Consider the following 17,308-nt stretch of genomic DNA (forward strand, 5'->3'; position numbering starts at 1 on the left):
GCTATCCTTATAACTGTTTATTCGTAGATTTTCTCTTGTTTATATAAAAGGTAATGATAGCCGTAATGATGAAAATAGGTATGGCATACGCTTGCCCAACAAACAACTTCCAGCCAACATTATTATAGCCTTGAGATGCTGGAGTGATAATAGAGATTATGCAAACAATAATATAGAGTAATAGTGCAGGGAATATATTTTTCATTTATTCACCTCCTTTTCATAAAATTATCACATGTATATTTACATAATACATTATAGATTGAGATAAGTTATATGTTTTTCTAATATTTATGTAAATAAAAGGGTTGTTTTAAAGTGGAATAGAATAGGTGTATGTAGAATAATATTGGGGTGTTATATATAATGAACAATATACTAAATCGAATAAAGAAAGATGTAAATATGCATTTATTGAATGGGCTATGGCCTGGTTTTAAGAGGGCTGCATTTGCATTATATAATGATGAGCATGTGTATGTATTCCATCATCCATTATTTTTGAAAGATGATGGTGAGTATGCCATTTTAAAGTGGGATGAACAATTTAAAGGTGATACATTTATCTTATTCAAAGATTATCCGACTGCCATCGTGAATATGAATAGGTATAAGGATTATGAAAGTTTACTTGCGGTTGTGGTGCATGAACTTTTTCATTGCTATCAATATTTAAATAAAGAAAGTAGATTTCCAAATGAGTCTCTAGGATTTCAATATGCTATAACAGAAGAAAATATAGAATTGCGAAATAAAGAACGAATTTGTTTATATGATGCTGTTCATTGTAAGTCACAAGCTGAGAAAAATAATTATATTAAGCAATTTATTGAACTAAGAGAGCAAAGAGCAAGTTTTATGAAAGAAGAGTTTATAACTTATGAGTGTATGGTTGAAAGCATAGAGGGGCCTGCTTGGTATGTTGAAATGAATGCTTACAATGCAGTATATAAAAATGATAAAAGTGAAACATTACGAAAATATAGCGGATTTATTTTAGATGCATATGAAGCTAATTGTAACATTAGAAAGAGCTGCTATAGCTCAGGAATGCTTTTATGTTTATTATTAGATGAAATCCATCCTGAATGGAAAACATGCTTCTTTAATAGTGATAAATCGTTATATGCTTGTTTAAAACAAAATAAAAATGTTGTTTTAAGTTTAAATAATGAAATTGCAATAAGTAAGGAAACGAAGCAAATCCTTCATTTTGTTCAAAACGAAAGAGAAGAGGATTTTAAACAATTTTATAAGGAAAAAGGATATCACCTGTATATTGTAGGGGATATAAAATTAAACATGTTTAATCCAATGAATGTAAAATTAAAAGGAAATAAAGCATTACATAAAACCTTTTTAAGTGTTTGTATACATAATAAAACATATATGATAAATCAACCTGTTTTAGCATCTTTTGAAGAAGATTTTAAAAATATGAATCAAATTCATATCATTATGATTGAAAAACCGCTAGAAAAAAATAATAGTTGGAACTTAGAGGGGATTGGAGATATAGAAGCTGAGTATGAAGAAGTAGAGAGTTCTATATTTTTATATTTAAAAAGTTAGAAGTGAGGTAAGAAATAACGATGAAAAGGTTATGCATAATTCCATGCGGAAAAAAGAAAATTTGGGATAAGTATCTAGATTACGGACCGCTGGAGGCAAAAGATGTATATATTAGCCCATTCGGAAAAGCATGTCAGGCGTATGCAACTGAGTTTTTCGAGAATTGGGTTATATTATCAGCAAAGCATGGATTTTTAAGACCAAATGATATTGTACAAGAAAACTATGATCTCGCGTTTGATTCAAAGAGCGATGAGATTATTAGTATAGAACAATTACAAAAACAGATGATTGATAAATACTTAATTCATTTTGATGAAATTGTTTTGCTTGCAGGAAAAAAGCATAAGAAAGTTGTAACAAGATTATATCCAGAAGAAATCATTACATATCCATTAGAAGGGTGTAAAGGAATTGGATATATGTTGCAGAAATTGAAGGGGGCTGTGGAAGGGCATCAGGAAATATAGGCATGAATTAGTACTTGATTCAAATTATATCACATTTATACATTTAAATTAGACTATTAAACAAGCCGTTTTATACTTTCAATCATAGGATATGATGAATTCTATTTTATATTAGGGGGAATCATATTCATGTGTAATAATTGTGGTTGTAGACGTAGAGATTGTAATAGATTTTGGGATGATTTAATGTTTTGTAGATGTAGACGCAGAGATTTTGATGATTGTGGTTGTAGACGTAAACGTGACTGTGATTGTGATGATTGCCGTCGCAATCGTAAACGTGACGACGATGATGACAAATGCCGTAAGTGGTAATTTTCTTTGAAAGAGTACTTTGAAGTAAAGTACTCTTTTTTTGTATGAACCTTTTAAATTCCATTTTGAACGGATTTTTTTTCTATTTCCCATGAATCTTGCTTTTTAATTTTTAAAGATACATGGCTACCGTTAGCTTCTTTATAAAAGATATATCCGTGATTCGATTTTACGTAAGTTGAAGGTTCACCTATGCAATCTTGAGAACAAGATGTGTTAATAATTTCGATTAATGATAATTCACTCGGATCAGTTTTACTAGCATCTATAAGTGTATCAAGGTTCGTTTTGCGAAAGCCTTGTAAGTTTACATGGAAATTCTTTTCTATTTCTCCAGTAACGCTAGTATTCATTACTTCCACTGAATTTTTCTTTTCTAAAAGAAAACCATTTCCATAAAGGGATTTTGTATATCCAAGCCACGCGATTAAAAATAGTATAAAAAATACACCAACTGTTCTAATTTTTCGAAGCCGTTTACTTACGATTGATTCTGAATATTTCATTCAGCCTAATCCTCCAATGTTTTTATTTTAAAGTATGCTTGGGTACATATATTTAGAAGGAGATGAAAGTTAGCGGGTTACTGATTCAAAAAAAGAAAGCATCTGAAGTTAGGTGCTTTCTTTTGAATACTGTCCTCTATCTGTTAGTTACGTGTTTCATTAGAGGTCTTATTTCTTTCACAGGTGGTTTTTTATCATAGGCATCAACGTAAGAAAAGTAATAATTTAAGTTTCTAAGAAGTCCTTTTCCTATTTTAGCGCTTAAGAAGGGGAATACTTGTCCAGTATAATCATCGAGAGATTTACAGTAGTATTTTTCGTCTAAATATATACTGTATTTACATGTTAGTTCTACTAATGAGTTTCCTTCATCATCAAATACTTCTTTAGAATCAATAATGTCTATTAATGCGAATTTTTCATTCAGATAAACTTTTTTCTTTTTCTCGTGCTTATTTGTGAGAATAAATACGAGACCAATTGCGTTAATCAAACTATTTCCTCCTATAAAAAACGGATATTAATAAAATATATCGATATACGTTAAATGTAAAGAGGAGTGGTGAAATATCATTGATAGAAAACTAAATAAGCCGATTTGTTTTTTTCAAATCGGCTTATTTTTATTGAAACACTTGCGGAAATTGTTTTACGATTGCGTCTGTTATCATGTCGGCCATTTCTAATGCTTCTTTTTCAATTTTATCGTATAGTTTTACACTGGCATCATAATCTTTATTTAGGAAGGCAAGTGCTTCTGCTTTCGTTAATGCTAAATGCTCATAAAACATTTTTCTAAATTCTTCTTTTTCTATATATGGGTTGATACTGGTTAGAAACTCAACAATTTCATCTCCATTAGCGTACCACTTCTTTTCTATAGCGGCTGCTGCGTTTTGATCACCAGCTTTGGCGGCTTTAACAAGATCGGCTGCAATTACTAAGTGGTCTTTAATTAATGCACTATATTTTTTTACTGCATTTTCACCGTAGAATGGTTCAAGTGAAAGCCCCATATGTGTTGCATTTTTTAGAAGACGTCCAACAGTAACGTTTACGTCTGGCAAGTTAAAGACGATGCCTATAATCGCTAATCGCGTCCAAGCGACGTGCTGTTCCCATAAAGAACGCATATATCCTTTTAAAAAGTTTTCGTTTTTACTAACTCGGTAATTTCGTACAAATGAATCAAAGTTTTCATTAGTAATATGATAAGGGGAGTAATACGATTGCCAATAAGTATACATAAATAGTTACACTCCTTTGAACATGTATATCTCACAATATGATAAACGTTATTTTTAAGTTACATGTCCAGGAGTTTTTTTGAGAGTTGGAAAAGGAGAAAGTTGAAGGGGAATAAAAACATACTTATGATATATATGAATCAAAAGAATTTTAAAATAATAGAGGTCCTGCAAGGGAAATTGCAGGACCTTAAAAAGGGCATTGCCGAGATGTCGGACTCGACTACGTAATATTAACATAAAATTTTTTCAAAATAACCTGGTAAATGTGTCCAAATGGAAAGAGGACTATTTAATAAAGTAAAAGGAATCTGCTTCCCGCGGCAAATTCCTTTTACTAGATAATGTTGATGAGCAAAAACTCATCTGGAGTAACTTCATAGTAACAAATGAAATTCACTTTGTGTATTGAGAAAAAAATCAATTGCTTGTATGAATGTAAAGGATTTATATTTTGCTTTTTGGAATTATAATCATTTGTGGAGAGCAGAATAGGGTTCTAAAATGGAGAAAAGACTTTTTAATCAGGTTACGATATATAAGTATAAAAAAGACCTGCTAATTTAAGCAGGTCAACATAAGGGGTTTATCCAACAGATTATTATATAGGATAACAACTGTATTATAGTAAGTCTATAAGTTTAATGTTGAGAAAATTTGTTTGAATGATATATATTTGGCACATGTATTAACGCCTAAAAAGTTGTGAAAGGAAATTAAATAGTTTTTTATAAGAAAATAAAGGCTGATACTTATAAAATGATTCATATTTCCACGCATCATTATTAGAGAATTGGAGTTGTTTATTTGACGCTTTAGGTTTGTTGGAATTATTGTAACGACGCTTCATAATTTAACCTCCTCAAATCCATATGTATACGATTAGTAGTATTCTAGGAAGGTAAATTAAATGAATATTTATTTTGAAATTCTTTCTTCTTGTGTACTAGATTTGTTTTTTTATGTTGGAAAACGTAGGAAGAAAATAGAACCCAAATACTTATAAAATTCAAAGTGGCGAGAATCAGTTTGATGATATAATGGGAATAGATGAAAGATAAAGAAAAGCAGGTGACTCTTTTTTGTTTACAAAAGCACAAGAACTTTTAGCGTCTTATTTCGGTTATTCGTCATTCCGAAGAGGACAAGATGAAACAATTAAAAATGTATTAGATGGGAAAGATACAGTTTGTATTATGCCAACGGGCGGCGGTAAGTCAATTTGTTATCAAATTCCCGCACTAGTATTCGAAGGAACGACATTAGTTATATCGCCTTTGATTTCACTTATGAAAGATCAAGTGGACACATTAATACAAAATGGTATTTCCGCTACATATATTAATAGTTCTATTTCTATTGCAGAAGCGAATCAACGAATTCAATTGGCGAAACAAGGACATTATAAGTTGCTTTATGTGGCGCCTGAGCGACTTGATTCTATGGAGTTTGTTGATCAACTTATCGATATGAAAATCCCGATGATTGCAATTGATGAGGCGCACTGTATTTCGCAGTGGGGACATGATTTCCGCCCGAGTTATTTACATATACATCGCATATTAGATTATCTTCCAGAAAAACCGCTCGTTTTAGCGTTAACAGCAACAGCAACACCACAAGTACGTGATGATATTTGCAATACGCTTGAAATTAATCAAGAAAATACAATTATGACAACGTTCGAGCGCGAGAACTTATCATTTTCAGTAATTAAAGGACAGGATCGTAATGCGTATTTAGCAGATTATATTCGTCAAAATCAGAAGGAATCTGGGATTATTTATGCAGCTACAAGAAAAGTAGTCGATCAGTTATATGAAGATTTAGGGAAAGCGGGAGTTTCGGTATCGAAATATCATGCTGGTATGAGCGATCACGATCGAAATGAACAACAAGAACTCTTTTTACGAGATGAAATTAGTGTTATGGTAGCGACATCAGCGTTTGGAATGGGGATTGATAAATCGAATATTCGTTACGTTATTCATTATCAACTTCCAAAAAATATGGAAAGTTACTATCAAGAAGCAGGACGTGCTGGTCGTGACGGATTAGATAGTGAATGTATTTTGTTATATTCTTCTCAAGATGTGCAAGTACAACGCTTTTTAATCGATCAATCAACTGGAGAATCACGTTTTTCAAACGAACTTGAAAAATTGCAAAATATGACCGATTACTGTCATACAGAACAATGTTTACAATCATTTATTTTGCAATACTTCGGAGAAGAGCCGAAGGAAGATTGTGGTCGCTGTGGTAATTGTACGGACGATCGTGAGAGTATCGATGTAACGAGAGAATCACAAATGGTTTTATCATGTATGATTAGAACGAACCAACGATTTGGAAAACAAATGATTGCACAAGTATTAACTGGATCGAAAAATAAAAAAGTTATTGAATTTAATTTTCATACTTTACCAACTTACGGACTTTTATCCAATCGTAGTGTGAAAGAAGTCAGTGAGTTTATTGAGTTTTTAATTTCAGACGAGTTGATCGCAGTTGAACATGGTACATATCCGACATTAAAAGTAACGGAAAAAGGTAAAGAAGTGCTACTTGGTAAAGAGAACGTTTTACGTAAAGAACGAGTAGAAACACGACAAATTGTTCAAGACCATCCTTTATTTGAAGTGCTTCGTGAAGTGCGTAAAGAAATTGCACAAGGAGAAGGCGTACCTCCGTTCGTTATTTTCTCTGATCAAACATTAAAAGATATGTGTGCGAAAATGCCGCAAAGTGACTCTGAACTTCTAACTGTAAAAGGAATTGGAGAGCACAAACTTGTGAAGTACGGCTCTCACTTCTTGCAAGCAGTACAGCACTTTATTGAGGAAAACCCGAACTATGCTGAAACAATTAAGACAGAAGTTGTTTCAGAACGTAAAAAGTCAGGGAAAGCTTCAGCAAATTCTCATTTAGAAACATATGAAATGTATAAACAGGGTATTGATTTAAATGAGGTTGCAAAGGAACGGGGGTTATCGAGACAAACGATTGAAAACCATTTAATCCGTTGCTTTGAAGATGGTATGCAAGTAGACTGGAACAGCTTTGTTCCAGCAGAGTATGAAGCTCTAATTGAAACTGCCGTACAAAATGCAGAAGGCGGTTTGAAATCTATTAAAGAACAGCTTCCAGATGAAGTGAGTTACTTTATGATTCGTGCTTATTTACAAATAAGAAAGTAGAGACATATAAAGGGGATAGGGATATATGCATCACGTTTTTGTGTATGGCACGTTAAGAAAAGAGCAAACGAATGCTCATTATATGCAAGGTGCAACATGCATCGCAGAGGAAGCATGGACGTATGGTAAATTATTTGATACTAATGAAGGGTATCCGGCAATGATTTGTTCAAACGGGGAAAAGGTATATGGGGAAGTTTACGAAGTAGATGATGAGGTTTTGCAAAAGTTAGATGAACTCGAAGAATATACAGGTAATGCAGAGACTGATTTATATGACCGGATAACGCAAACAGTATATTTTGCTGATAAAGAAATACATGCATATGTGTATGTTGCTCAGGATAAAGAGATGTTGAAGAAGATTATTGATTTTGGTGATTGGATGGAGTATCAAAGAGAGAAATAAAAAATACTTATAGTTATGAGTAATATAAAACCTGGGTAGTGAACGCTTTGTAAAATGTTCATTATTCGGGTCTTATTTGTTTTTTAGTGTCAAGGTTACTTTTTGTCCTGATCCTGTATTAGTTCATTAATAGGGCAAGAGGACTTACGAACTAAACAGTGAATATATTTAAATAAAAGTTTTGACTAAAGGAAGGTGATGACAAATGGAAAGTTTAACAATACCTGAATTTTTCTTTTTATTAAGTATAGATGATGATAAAGGAACGATACAAACTCCTTATCAATCTAATATAGAAATATTAATAATGATAAATATTTTGTTAGAACTATATCTTCAAAAATTTATTTACATAGACCATGAATTTAATATACGGAGAACTGATAAGACATCAAATATTTCTTATTTGCAACAAATTTTAGATGCAACAGAGCATTTAGGAGATAAGCATGGTATAAAAGTATGGTTAATGATGATTTGCAGTAAACAACAATTAACTCACAAACTGTATAATTCAGTACTGGAGTGTATACAGCATAAAAAGCAAATAAAGATAATCGAAAAGCGTGTATTAGGTATATCTTTTCAAAAAAAATATAATTGTCTTCAAACGAAAGACCAAGTTTTCACTTTTTTAAGACGAAGATCTTTGGAAGGTGAGAGACAATATTTATCTGTGTTAACACTTTTTCTCGTTATGGATTTGAACGGAATGTTAAAAAGTAAAATATTTCAAAGTAATTATGAGTATTTGATGCAATTAGAAGAATATAACGAGCAGCTGCAGGATGTTACAATTTTGCGCAAAGTAATAAGACATGTTAAAGAGGCATTACCTAATCTTTTAATAAGAAAGCACGTTCCATTTTCGAGTATTTAAGTTTAGTTATTTAACATACTTTATAGATATTATCATGTAATAGAGAAGTTGCAAGGAGTTCGGTTGTAATATTCAGTATATTTTGATATTATATTAAATGTAGTTGAAAGGGAATATTTTACTATTTTGAAATGGTAGTGTTAAGTGAAAGGGGATTATTATGGGTATCAGAAATTTAGTTTCTAACCTGTAGAAGAAAAAACTATTACAGGAGGAGAATAATAATGAACGAATTAAATGTGAAGGAATTTTACAAAAAACAATTTGAACTGTCGAATTATGATGTAAATACAGAAAGCTGGATAGAGCAGGTTGCTAAAGAGGTGCAAGAACAAGTTGGATATCCGTTTCAAACGATGTTGGAACTTGGTGCGGGGAATGGTGGATTTGCACGAGCGATGTCTAAGTTACATGTGAGAATGACAACTGTTGAACTTGTATCAGAGCTGGTTTCCTTTGCAAAAGAACATTCTAGTAGTGATATTGCCATTCATTGTGGAGATTTTTATCAAATTAACTTTGAGGAAAAATTTGATGTGGTTAGTTATTTAGATGGATTTGGTGTAGGAACAAATGATGAGCAATTGTTTCTACTAAAACGGATTAAAGATTGGATGAAGGAAGATGGATGTGCACTTATTGATATTTATCAACCTTTGTATTGGAAAAAGATAAGTGGACAAGAAATGCCATTAAGTTCAGCTATGAGAAAATATGAATATGATAGTATAAATGAAAGAATGTTAGATCATTGGTGGAACCCTAATCAGCCTAATGAGATTGTAACACAGTCTTTACGTTGTTATACAGTTGAAGAGATTAGTGATTTATGTACTAAAGCAGGTTTAAGTATTGTAGGATTCTTCCCAGGGGGAGCATTTGATTTTGAGCAATGGAAATATAAAGAACTAGCAAGTTTAACTGAATGTTTGTCATATCGAATTAAAGTAAAGAAGAGTAGAGATTAATCTCTACTCTTTTATATTTTAGAAAATTCTTACTCAAACTATTGACTTTATGAATGGATTTTTTATACAATTGTATCTCGACTGAAAAAATTAGAACGGACAGGAGGGAATCATCAAATGAGTAATATATTTGAAGAAGAATTACAGAAAATGAAAGATATTTTATGCACGATGGATGAGCAATTAGAGCAACTTGAAAAAATCCCAGTTTATTATGGAGAAGATTTTAAAGAGCAAATTCTTGAAAGTATGAGGGAGTCTAATAGACAAAACTTACGTATCGGTGTGCAAGAGCCGTACTTTGGAAGATTAGACTTCCAGGAGGATGGAAAAGAAGATGTTATGCCGATTTACATCGGTAAAGTAGGGGTTTCAGATAAAGATACGATGAAACCGATGGTCATTGATTGGCGAGCGCCTGTCGCTAGTATGTTTTATTCATTTACCGGTGGTGAAGAATTAGCATTTTATCATTCACCAGACGGATTAGTAGAAGGCGATGTTTATTTAAAACGAAACATTTCCATTCGAAAGAGAGAATTAGAACGTGTTGTTGATACATATGTAAAAGGAAATGAAGATGTCTCGCATACTGATGATTTTCTTCTATATCGATTAGGTGAGAATAAAGATAATAAATTAAAAGATATCGTTTCGACTATACAATCGGAGCAAAATGATATTATTCGTGCGGAAAGAAACTTACCATTATTAATTCAAGGGGTTGCAGGGAGCGGAAAGACAACGATCGCTTTACATCGCCTTGCTTTTTTAATTTATGAATACCGTGAACAACTAGAAGCGGAGAGAATGATCGTATTCGCTCCAAACAGTTTGTTCTTAGACTATATTTCGAGTGTACTTCCGGAATTAGGTGTAGGAAATATTAGTCAAACAACGTTTCCAGATTGGGCGTTGCGTCTGTTAGAGGGTTCGGTGAAACTGAAGAAGACAGAAGAAAAATTGAAAGAAGCTTTTTCAATTAATCGCGATGAAAAAAAGGTTATGCTAGGTAAATTGAAAGGCACGTTGGAATTTAAGTCGTTTATTGAAGAAAGAATGATTCAATTTGAAAAAGATTTAGTGCCAACAAAAGATTTTGAGGCATGGGATAAAGCTGTTATTCCAGTGGAAGACGTTAAAAAATGGATGCAGGTTGAATATAAACACTATCCATTAAAGAAAAGAAGAGAACGTTTAGTCGGCCGTATGAAGCGCTGGATTGAAATTGAGCTTAAAAAGTTTGGAGAAACAAACGAGAAAAAATTACTAAAAAAAGAAGCGACAAAGAGATTGAACACATATATGAATTTTTGGCCGAAAATGAGCCCGCTTTCACTATATAATTCAATAATAAAGAGTAAAGAAATACTCGAAGTATTACCTGAAGAACTTGTTCAAGAAACAGAAAAGAATTGTAGTAAAAAAGAAGTGTATGTAGAAGACTTACCAGCTTTAATTTACATACATCATCGCATAACAGGAATTGAAATTGGACAAAAGTTCCATCACGTCGTTATTGATGAAGCGCAAGATTTTTCACCATTCCAAGTGTATGTGTTAAAAGAAATTACACTAGGTAATTCTTTCACCATATTAGGTGATTTATCTCAAGCGATTTATGATTATCAAGGAATTGGAGACTGGGGTGCTTTTAAGGAAGTATTCCAAGAAACAGGTTATTATGAACTGACGAGAAGTTATCGTTCTACAAAAGAAATTATTGAATTCGCGAATGAAATAATTAAAAATGCAGAGATTCCAGTGGGACTGGCAACACCAGTTTTCCGTAGCGGTGAAGACGTGAAGGTGATCCATGCAGAAGATCAATTCACTGAAATTATGAAGACGTTAAAGCATTTACAAAATGAAGATGTGAAAACAATTGCGGTAATTGGAAGAACAGATGATGAATGCCGTGATATATATGAAAAATTAACAAATGCAGGGTTGACAGTCAATGTTATTGAAGCAGATCAAAGTAAATATGAAGGTGGTATTTCGGTAGTACCTGTATACTTGGCGAAAGGATTAGAATTTGATGCAGTACTTCTAATCGATGTTGATGAAGAACATTACAAAAATACAAAACACGATGCGAAGTTATTGTATGTCGGATGTACAAGATCGCTTCATGATTTATGGATTTTCTATAGTGGGGAAGTATCACCTTTAATTAAGAGATAAAAATATATAATAAATTCAAGAGGCTTTTCTAGTAATGTACAGAAGACCTCTTGTTTTTCTATATAATGATACGGGGGAGAAAATAACTATGATAACAAAAGTAATAACAAAAAGAAATTGGGAAATCGCAAAAACAACTGGAGAAATTAATGAAGAATCACTTATAGAAGAGGGATTTATTCATTGTTCATTATTTGAACAAGCTTTAAAGGTTGCTCAAAAACATTTCAATCATGAAAAAGATGTTTTATTACTTACAATAGATCCATCTCTTGTAAAAGCAGAAATAAAATATGAACTTGCTTCAAACGGTCAAGAATACCCGCATGTATATGGAGTAATCAATGTTGAGGCGATTGTAGAGGTTGTCCCATTTTCTAAAGAAAAAGGAGAGTTTATATTACCAGAGATACAAAGTTAAGCGTGTTATAGATATTTAAGTTGGCTAGAAAAGCACAAATCATGTAGTTTGTGCTTTTAATTATGTATTTTTTTGGTAAATAATTATTGTTTTTGTCACAATAATACTGTATGATACATAGTATAAAACATATACTGTATGACATATAGTAATGGAAATGAGGTGAATACATGGATGCTTTATTAAATTCGTTAATTACTGAGCTAAGAAGAGGGACATTGACATTAGCGGTTTTAAGTCAACTAAGAATGCCGCAGTATGGATATTCACTTGTTAAATTGTTAGAAAAATCAGGCATTATAATAGGTCAAAGTACTTTATATCCACTACTTCGCCGTTTAGAAAAGCAAGAGCTAGTGACGAGTAGTTGGGATAAAACAGAGAGTAGACCTCGTAAATATTATGTTTTAAGTGAATATGGATTAGAGATATTCTTGCAGTTGAAAAAGGAATGGATAAAGGATTCGAAGGAACTTTATAACTTATTAAAGGAGGAGGACGAGAATGAGAATGAGTTTAGTTGATATCTACATCCAGGAAGTTGCGAGGAGATTACCTGAAAAAAATCGTGAAGATATTACACTTGAACTACGGTCAACAATAGAGGATATGTTACCTGACGATTATAATGAGGAAGATGTGAAGAGCGTACTCGAAAAATTAGGAAGTCCAGTTTCATTGGCTAATGGGTATTTGGAAAGACCGATGCATTTAATTGGACCACGTTATTTTGATGTATATACGACGTTATTAAAAATGATTATACCAATTGCAGCTGTTATTGCACTCATTTCAATGGTTGCAGAAAATTTTATAGGCTATAGTGGTGATCAAGCAGTATTAAATGTTATTTTAAAATTGATAGGTAAAGGCATTGGGGAAATTGTCGAAGTAGGCCTCCATGTATTTTTCTGGTTGACACTTGTATTTGCTGTTATAGAAAGAACTGATAAAGAAAAGGATCCACACCCATTAACAACAAGTTTTAAAAAATGGACTCCTGATGATTTAAAAAATATTTCGTATGTTCCAAAGAAAAAGTCGATCTCAAAGTTTGAAGTTTTTGGAGGTTTGATGTGGACAGCGGTTTGGGCTACACTTTACTTTTATGCGAATCATCTTGTTGGCGTATACCATGGCACGGAAAATGGATTGAAGTTTGTCGCGCCGACGTTTAATCAAGAGGTTTTACTTCAATATTGGCCAATCGTTGTGATTATGATTGTGTTTGAAATAGGTATATCTCTTTATAAGTTAGTGCAGGGACAATGGACAAAAAAGTTGGCAATTGGGAATGCTATTCTTCAACTAGCGGGAACAATAGCATTCATTGTAATTGTAGTAAATCCGCATTTATTTAACGAAGGATTTATTACGTATGTGGCAAATGTGTTTACTACTTCTCCAGAGGAATTTAAAAAGTGGTTAATTGGTGGAGGTATTCTTATTTATATAGTATCTGCTGCATTAAACATTTATGATGGCTTCCGAAAAGCTAGTGTTCGTGTAACGAATAGGAACGAATAGGTAGTAAAAAAAGATAACGTATATGAAAGGAAGAAAACTATGATAAGGGAAGCAACGGAAAAAGATGTAACATATATTTTAGATATTTATAATGATGCGATACTAAATACAACAGCTGTATATGCATATAAACCTGTAACCCTTGAAAATAGAATAGATTGGTATGAACAAAAAAAGGCTGATGGCTATCCGATTTTTGTATACGAACTAGATAATAAAGTAGTAGGATTTGCGACATTTGGTCCGTTTAGAGCTTGGCCTGCCTATAAATATTCAATTGAGCATTCTGTGTATGTTCATAAGGAATATAGAAAAAATGGAATTGGGTCTTCTTTAATGGAAGAATTAATCACAATTGCAAAAGAAAGAGAGTATATGACCTTAATTGCTGGAATTGATGCGGAAAATGAAAAAAGCATTGCAATGCATAAAAACTTCGGATTTGTTTATTCGGGAACAATAAAAAAGGCTGGTTATAAGTTCAATGGATGGCTAGATTTAGCTTTTTATCAATTGGAGCTTAACGGGCCTGGAAATCCTATCGAAGAATAGATATATTCGTTATGCGTAATAATTCATTTAAAAAGGTAGTGTGAAGACATTTCATACTATCTTTTTCTTATTGTATTCGTGAATATCATTTAACAAAAAAGGATTCTTATATTCTATATCGAATTTTGAGAAGATGATAAAACGATATAAAAAGAGGGATTAATATGCAGGCTGTCATTGGAAAAATAAAAGAAATACAAATTGGTCAAGTTGGAATACTTGTTTATTCAACAAAGAATGGAAATATAGTTGCTACCCATAACGATGAGCTATATGTTCCATTAGCATCAGCAGCAAAAGTTGCAATTGGATTTGCAGTAGCAAAGATGGTAAAGGATAAACTAATTAGTTGGAGTGATAAACTTCATCACATTAAGTATAATCCAAATGAAGATAGTGCGCAGTTATATCCTCACTTACAAGACAGAGCTACATTAACACTTAGTAAAGCTGTTGAAGTAATGGTAGCATGTCACGACAGCTATATCGCTCAGTCAATTGTTATGCACTGCGGAGGATGGGATACTATCAGAGAATATGTTTCAACGAACTTTTCCAAGATTCATATACAGGAAAACCCTAAAGATGAGAAAAATATTGGAGAATTAAAACAAGTTCTTTCGCTTTTATTACATATTTTCCAAGGACATAAATCCGCACCAGAATTATGGGAACCAATTATAAGTGGAATGGTAAGACAACAAGGTGATTATGAAAGTATACCTTATTATCATCTAGCACATATGACCGGTGGATTACCCACGGCTACAATAAATATTGGTATAATAGGAATGTTTCATGAATTTCCGTTTCTTTATGTAATTGGAGGTAAAGATTTACCTAATCGATTTAATAATAAAATGGTAGATGAAACAATTACAGAAGCTTTGAAGTGTTTGTACAAAGAATATAAAAAAGTATCGCGGGGTGAATGATTGAAAAGAAACTTAAAAACTTCAACGATTATCATTTTAATTGTAACAATTATTGCTTTGGAAGTTGGCATCGCGTTATATGATCGTACATTGTCATTAGATACTATTTACTTTGCAGCGATTCTCATTTGTATTGTATTGCTTTTTGGTACACGTATTTCTGAAGTGAAAGAAAGTACATCGAAACAGAGACGAAGAAAAACAGCTCTTATATTTTGGCCATCTATTTTATTATTAATCGCTAGTTTTGCCGTTATAAGTTATGTGAGAACTGGTTATGTCTCTGTACCAGGGATAATTGGGTTTTCTTGCTTTATTATATATGGTGGATTTGTATTCATTAGTATATTAAAGAGAAGAAATAGAAATTAATTATAGCTTACTAAGTTGAAAGGAAGAAATATATGAAACGCATAGAGAATGGTACTCGCACTGAAGGAGAATACATAAAAAATAAAGTAATTCAATATAACATGTCTATTTTAACAGATGAAGTAAAGCAACCGATGGAACAAGTAAGCTTCGTAGTGAAAGATGAAGATGGAAAAATCTTTGGCGGGGTAACAGGAACGATGTATTTTTATCATCTTCATATCGATTTTTTATGGGTTGATGAATCTGTTCGTCATGATGGTTATGGTAGTCAATTGTTACATAAAATAGAAGAAATTGCGATGGAAAAAGGATGTAGACTCATTTTACTAGATTCATTTAGTTTCCAAGCACCAGATTTTTATAAAAAGCACGGATACCGAGAATATGGTGTTGTTGAAGATCATCCTAAAGGGCATAGTCAACACTTTTTAGAAAAGAGAGTATAATAATATTATGTATACTAGTTGAGGGGAGAAAAAATGTACACGTATAAATTACAACATGAACAACCAATCTGTGTAGAAAAAATAAAGAAACTTTACGATTCTGTAGGCTGGTGGCCAGAAAGAAAAGAAGTCGATATTGAAAAGATGTTAAAGAATTGCATAGCAATTGGAGTATGGGAAGAAAATGAATTAATTGGATTTGCTAGAGTCGTTTCAGATGGTGTTTTTCGAGCGTACATAGAAGATGTTGTCGTACATGAGAGTGTAAGAAATAAAGGTATTGGAGAGAATATGCTTACAATGTTATTGAAAGAGTTATCTCATATTGATATTGTTAGTCTATTTTGCGGAGAGAAACTAATAAAGTTTTATGGTGAACAGCAATTTCAAGCGACGAAGCAAATAGTAATGCATCGTAATCAAATAGTGAAAGAATAAGAGGTGCCAGAAGAATGAATGCAACGAGAGGGTATTGTTTATCGAAAAGAAAAGCGACAGAAGATTCTCCAGATGGCTGGAGTGCAACATGTATGAGGCTCAATAATAAAATATTTGCGATAGTAAACCATGAAGAAGGTGAAAAAGCTGCAATTACATTAAAATGTGATCCAGAACTCGCATTAAGAATAAGAGAAGATTACCCAGAAACAATAATTCCTGGATATCATATGAACAAAAAGCATTGGAATACAGTGTACATACATAAAGATGTAGGACAAGAACAAATTAATAAGATGATAGATTGGTCATATGATTTAGTATTGCAATCGTTTTCAAAGAAAAAGCAACAAGAGTTATTGGATTAAATACAAAGTGAAGCTGACTATAAATAGCTAGTAAAATGATTATATTTTACTAGCTATTTATAGTTTTACATTATATATTAGGGGATTTTGAAATGAATACGAAACGAAATAGATTACTATATGCAATGTTTACTATAGTTGTTATTATTTTAGGTCTTAGTTCAAGAAAGTTTGCTTTTGTGTTACCAGATTTGTTAAATGAGTACTTAGGTGATGCTTTATGGGCATTAATGATTTTTACTGGATTCGGATTTTTGTTTCCTAAAATAGAAACGAAGAAATTAGCTTCTATTAGTTTGATATTTTGTTACGGGATTGAAATTAGCCAATTGTACCATGCGGAATGGATTGATAGCATTCGCGCAACGACTTTAGGTGGACTCGTATTAGGTTACGGATTTTTATGGAGTGATTTAGTGGCTTACACAATTGGTGTTGGAGTAGGAATGCTTTGCGAGTTTATGTTACGGAAAAAATAAGAGATTTAAAAAA

Annotated in this window: 23 protein-coding genes; 18 read left to right on the plus strand and 5 right to left on the minus strand. The window is 32.4% G+C overall.

The window, feature by feature from the left end:
* Nucleotides 1-7: 7 nt before the first annotated feature.
* Entirely contained in the window at nucleotides 8-205 is a 198-nt protein-coding gene (locus ACP6L7_RS08315) for a DUF4017 family protein (RefSeq protein WP_097829409.1), read from the minus strand.
* A gap of 161 nt (nucleotides 206-366) precedes the next feature.
* Here ACP6L7_RS08315 and ACP6L7_RS08320 point away from each other — a divergent pair, with 161 nt between their 5' ends.
* From ACP6L7_RS08320 to ACP6L7_RS08330, 3 genes are all read left to right on the plus strand, one after another.
* Nucleotides 367-1,572, plus strand: coding sequence for a peptide ABC transporter permease (locus tag ACP6L7_RS08320; protein WP_097829408.1), 1,206 nt, complete (start codon nucleotides 367-369; stop codon nucleotides 1,570-1,572).
* Between the two features lie 20 nt (nucleotides 1,573-1,592).
* Nucleotides 1,593-2,042 (plus strand): DUF6884 domain-containing protein, encoded by a 450-nt coding sequence (locus ACP6L7_RS08325; protein ID WP_097829407.1) that lies wholly within the window; start codon nucleotides 1,593-1,595, stop codon nucleotides 2,040-2,042.
* Between the two features lie 129 nt (nucleotides 2,043-2,171).
* Nucleotides 2,172-2,357, plus strand: a complete 186-nt coding sequence (locus ACP6L7_RS08330) for a hypothetical protein (protein WP_097829406.1) — start codon at nucleotides 2,172-2,174, stop codon at nucleotides 2,355-2,357.
* 53 nt (nucleotides 2,358-2,410) lie between these two features.
* On the opposite strand, the gene ACP6L7_RS08335 is transcribed toward ACP6L7_RS08330, so the two are convergent.
* The 4 genes from ACP6L7_RS08335 to ACP6L7_RS08350 all read right to left on the minus strand — a co-directional run bounded on the left by ACP6L7_RS08335 (nucleotide 2,411) and on the right by ACP6L7_RS08350 (nucleotide 4,960).
* Nucleotides 2,411-2,863, minus strand: a complete 453-nt coding sequence (locus tag ACP6L7_RS08335; RefSeq protein ID WP_097829405.1) for a hypothetical protein — start codon at nucleotides 2,861-2,863, stop codon at nucleotides 2,411-2,413.
* Between the two features lie 136 nt (nucleotides 2,864-2,999).
* Entirely contained in the window at nucleotides 3,000-3,356 is a 357-nt protein-coding gene (locus ACP6L7_RS08340; protein WP_023522187.1) for a hypothetical protein, read from the minus strand.
* A gap of 130 nt (nucleotides 3,357-3,486) precedes the next feature.
* On the minus strand, nucleotides 3,487-4,110 hold the full coding sequence (locus ACP6L7_RS08345; protein WP_097829404.1) for an acetylglutamate kinase: 624 nt from the start codon (nucleotides 4,108-4,110) through the stop codon (nucleotides 3,487-3,489).
* Nucleotides 4,111-4,798: 688 nt separating this feature from the next.
* On the minus strand, nucleotides 4,799-4,960 hold the full coding sequence (locus tag ACP6L7_RS08350; RefSeq protein WP_097829403.1) for a hypothetical protein: 162 nt from the start codon (nucleotides 4,958-4,960) through the stop codon (nucleotides 4,799-4,801).
* A 232-nt stretch (nucleotides 4,961-5,192) separates the two neighbouring features.
* On the opposite strand from ACP6L7_RS08350, the gene recQ reads away from it, so the two are divergent.
* The 15 genes from recQ to ACP6L7_RS08425 all read left to right on the plus strand — a co-directional run bounded on the left by recQ (nucleotide 5,193) and on the right by ACP6L7_RS08425 (nucleotide 17,295).
* Nucleotides 5,193-7,310 (plus strand): DNA helicase RecQ, encoded by a 2,118-nt coding sequence (gene recQ, locus ACP6L7_RS08355; RefSeq protein ID WP_097829402.1) that lies wholly within the window; start codon nucleotides 5,193-5,195, stop codon nucleotides 7,308-7,310.
* Between the two features lie 25 nt (nucleotides 7,311-7,335).
* Nucleotides 7,336-7,719 carry a gamma-glutamylcyclotransferase family protein gene (locus ACP6L7_RS08360; protein ID WP_097829401.1) on the plus strand — a complete coding sequence of 128 codons (384 nt, stop codon included), beginning with the start codon at nucleotides 7,336-7,338 and terminating at the stop codon, nucleotides 7,717-7,719.
* Nucleotides 7,720-7,924: 205 nt separating this feature from the next.
* Nucleotides 7,925-8,599: a hypothetical protein gene (locus ACP6L7_RS08365; protein ID WP_098361718.1), complete on the plus strand. Its 675-nt coding sequence runs from the start codon at nucleotides 7,925-7,927 to the stop codon at nucleotides 8,597-8,599.
* A gap of 224 nt (nucleotides 8,600-8,823) precedes the next feature.
* A complete protein-coding gene (locus ACP6L7_RS08370) occupies nucleotides 8,824-9,567 on the plus strand; it encodes a class I SAM-dependent methyltransferase (protein WP_097829400.1) in 744 nt (247 codons plus the stop codon).
* Nucleotides 9,568-9,684: 117 nt separating this feature from the next.
* Complete coding sequence (locus ACP6L7_RS08375; protein WP_097829399.1) at nucleotides 9,685-11,754, plus strand: HelD family protein; 2,070 nt, start codon at nucleotides 9,685-9,687, stop codon at nucleotides 11,752-11,754.
* Between the two features lie 88 nt (nucleotides 11,755-11,842).
* Nucleotides 11,843-12,175 carry a DUF952 domain-containing protein gene (locus tag ACP6L7_RS08380; protein ID WP_071772747.1) on the plus strand — a complete coding sequence of 111 codons (333 nt, stop codon included), beginning with the start codon at nucleotides 11,843-11,845 and terminating at the stop codon, nucleotides 12,173-12,175.
* A gap of 170 nt (nucleotides 12,176-12,345) precedes the next feature.
* Complete coding sequence (locus ACP6L7_RS08385) at nucleotides 12,346-12,699, plus strand: PadR family transcriptional regulator (protein ID WP_430529022.1); 354 nt, start codon at nucleotides 12,346-12,348, stop codon at nucleotides 12,697-12,699.
* Nucleotides 12,686-13,702 (plus strand): HAAS signaling domain-containing protein, encoded by a 1,017-nt coding sequence (locus ACP6L7_RS08390; protein WP_097829502.1) that lies wholly within the window; start codon nucleotides 12,686-12,688, stop codon nucleotides 13,700-13,702. Before ACP6L7_RS08385 ends, ACP6L7_RS08390 begins: the two co-directional genes overlap by 14 nt.
* A 39-nt stretch (nucleotides 13,703-13,741) precedes the next feature.
* Nucleotides 13,742-14,254, plus strand: coding sequence for a GNAT family N-acetyltransferase (locus ACP6L7_RS08395; RefSeq protein ID WP_097829397.1), 513 nt, complete (start codon nucleotides 13,742-13,744; stop codon nucleotides 14,252-14,254).
* A gap of 164 nt (nucleotides 14,255-14,418) precedes the next feature.
* On the plus strand, nucleotides 14,419-15,189 hold the full coding sequence (locus ACP6L7_RS08400; protein ID WP_097829396.1) for a serine hydrolase: 771 nt from the start codon (nucleotides 14,419-14,421) through the stop codon (nucleotides 15,187-15,189).
* A complete protein-coding gene (locus tag ACP6L7_RS08405; protein ID WP_097829395.1) occupies nucleotides 15,190-15,561 on the plus strand; it encodes a hypothetical protein in 372 nt (123 codons plus the stop codon). It begins immediately after the preceding gene.
* Nucleotides 15,562-15,593: 32 nt separating this feature from the next.
* On the plus strand, nucleotides 15,594-16,010 hold the full coding sequence (locus tag ACP6L7_RS08410) for a GNAT family N-acetyltransferase (protein WP_097829394.1): 417 nt from the start codon (nucleotides 15,594-15,596) through the stop codon (nucleotides 16,008-16,010).
* Nucleotides 16,011-16,043: 33 nt separating this feature from the next.
* Nucleotides 16,044-16,448 carry a GNAT family N-acetyltransferase gene (locus tag ACP6L7_RS08415; protein ID WP_097829393.1) on the plus strand — a complete coding sequence of 135 codons (405 nt, stop codon included), beginning with the start codon at nucleotides 16,044-16,046 and terminating at the stop codon, nucleotides 16,446-16,448.
* 14 nt (nucleotides 16,449-16,462) lie between these two features.
* Complete coding sequence (locus ACP6L7_RS08420) at nucleotides 16,463-16,816, plus strand: MmcQ/YjbR family DNA-binding protein (protein WP_097829392.1); 354 nt, start codon at nucleotides 16,463-16,465, stop codon at nucleotides 16,814-16,816.
* A gap of 92 nt (nucleotides 16,817-16,908) precedes the next feature.
* A complete protein-coding gene (locus tag ACP6L7_RS08425) occupies nucleotides 16,909-17,295 on the plus strand; it encodes a ribosomal maturation YjgA family protein (RefSeq protein WP_097829391.1) in 387 nt (128 codons plus the stop codon).
* The last annotated feature ends 13 nt before the right edge of the window (nucleotides 17,296-17,308 follow it).

The sequence above is a fragment of the Bacillus silvicola genome, assembly GCF_050524305.1.
Lineage (GTDB): Bacteria > Bacillota > Bacilli > Bacillales > Bacillaceae_G > Bacillus_A > Bacillus_A cereus_AT.

Excerpts from the sequence above, each read along its gene's own strand:
- ACP6L7_RS08370 (WP_097829400.1), top strand. The coding sequence starts at position 8,824 with ATGAACGAATTAAATGTGAAGGAATTTTACAAAAAACAATTTGAACTG.
- ACP6L7_RS08420 (WP_097829392.1), top strand. The coding sequence starts at position 16,463 with ATGAATGCAACGAGAGGGTATTGTTTATCGAAAAGAAAAGCGACAGAA.
- ACP6L7_RS08325 (WP_097829407.1), top strand. The coding sequence starts at position 1,593 with ATGAAAAGGTTATGCATAATTCCATGCGGAAAAAAGAAAATTTGGGAT.
- ACP6L7_RS08385 (WP_430529022.1), top strand. The coding sequence starts at position 12,346 with ATGGATGCTTTATTAAATTCGTTAATTACTGAGCTAAGAAGAGGGACA.
- ACP6L7_RS08330 (WP_097829406.1), top strand. The coding sequence starts at position 2,172 with ATGTGTAATAATTGTGGTTGTAGACGTAGAGATTGTAATAGATTTTGG.
- ACP6L7_RS08390 (WP_097829502.1), top strand. The coding sequence starts at position 12,686 with ATGAGTTTAGTTGATATCTACATCCAGGAAGTTGCGAGGAGATTACCT.
- ACP6L7_RS08395 (WP_097829397.1), top strand. The coding sequence starts at position 13,742 with ATGATAAGGGAAGCAACGGAAAAAGATGTAACATATATTTTAGATATT.
- ACP6L7_RS08380 (WP_071772747.1), top strand. The coding sequence starts at position 11,843 with ATGATAACAAAAGTAATAACAAAAAGAAATTGGGAAATCGCAAAAACA.
- ACP6L7_RS08345 (WP_097829404.1), bottom strand. The coding sequence starts at position 4,110 with ATGTATACTTATTGGCAATCGTATTACTCCCCTTATCATATTACTAAT.
- ACP6L7_RS08360 (WP_097829401.1), top strand. The coding sequence starts at position 7,336 with ATGCATCACGTTTTTGTGTATGGCACGTTAAGAAAAGAGCAAACGAAT.
- ACP6L7_RS08410 (WP_097829394.1), top strand. The coding sequence starts at position 15,594 with ATGAAACGCATAGAGAATGGTACTCGCACTGAAGGAGAATACATAAAA.
- ACP6L7_RS08315 (WP_097829409.1), bottom strand. The coding sequence starts at position 205 with ATGAAAAATATATTCCCTGCACTATTACTCTATATTATTGTTTGCATA.
- ACP6L7_RS08425 (WP_097829391.1), top strand. The coding sequence starts at position 16,909 with ATGAATACGAAACGAAATAGATTACTATATGCAATGTTTACTATAGTT.
- ACP6L7_RS08350 (WP_097829403.1), bottom strand. The coding sequence starts at position 4,960 with ATGAAGCGTCGTTACAATAATTCCAACAAACCTAAAGCGTCAAATAAA.
- ACP6L7_RS08400 (WP_097829396.1), top strand. The coding sequence starts at position 14,419 with ATGCAGGCTGTCATTGGAAAAATAAAAGAAATACAAATTGGTCAAGTT.
- ACP6L7_RS08415 (WP_097829393.1), top strand. The coding sequence starts at position 16,044 with ATGTACACGTATAAATTACAACATGAACAACCAATCTGTGTAGAAAAA.
- ACP6L7_RS08365 (WP_098361718.1), top strand. The coding sequence starts at position 7,925 with ATGGAAAGTTTAACAATACCTGAATTTTTCTTTTTATTAAGTATAGAT.
- ACP6L7_RS08375 (WP_097829399.1), top strand. The coding sequence starts at position 9,685 with ATGAGTAATATATTTGAAGAAGAATTACAGAAAATGAAAGATATTTTA.
- ACP6L7_RS08320 (WP_097829408.1), top strand. The coding sequence starts at position 367 with ATGAACAATATACTAAATCGAATAAAGAAAGATGTAAATATGCATTTA.
- ACP6L7_RS08335 (WP_097829405.1), bottom strand. The coding sequence starts at position 2,863 with ATGAAATATTCAGAATCAATCGTAAGTAAACGGCTTCGAAAAATTAGA.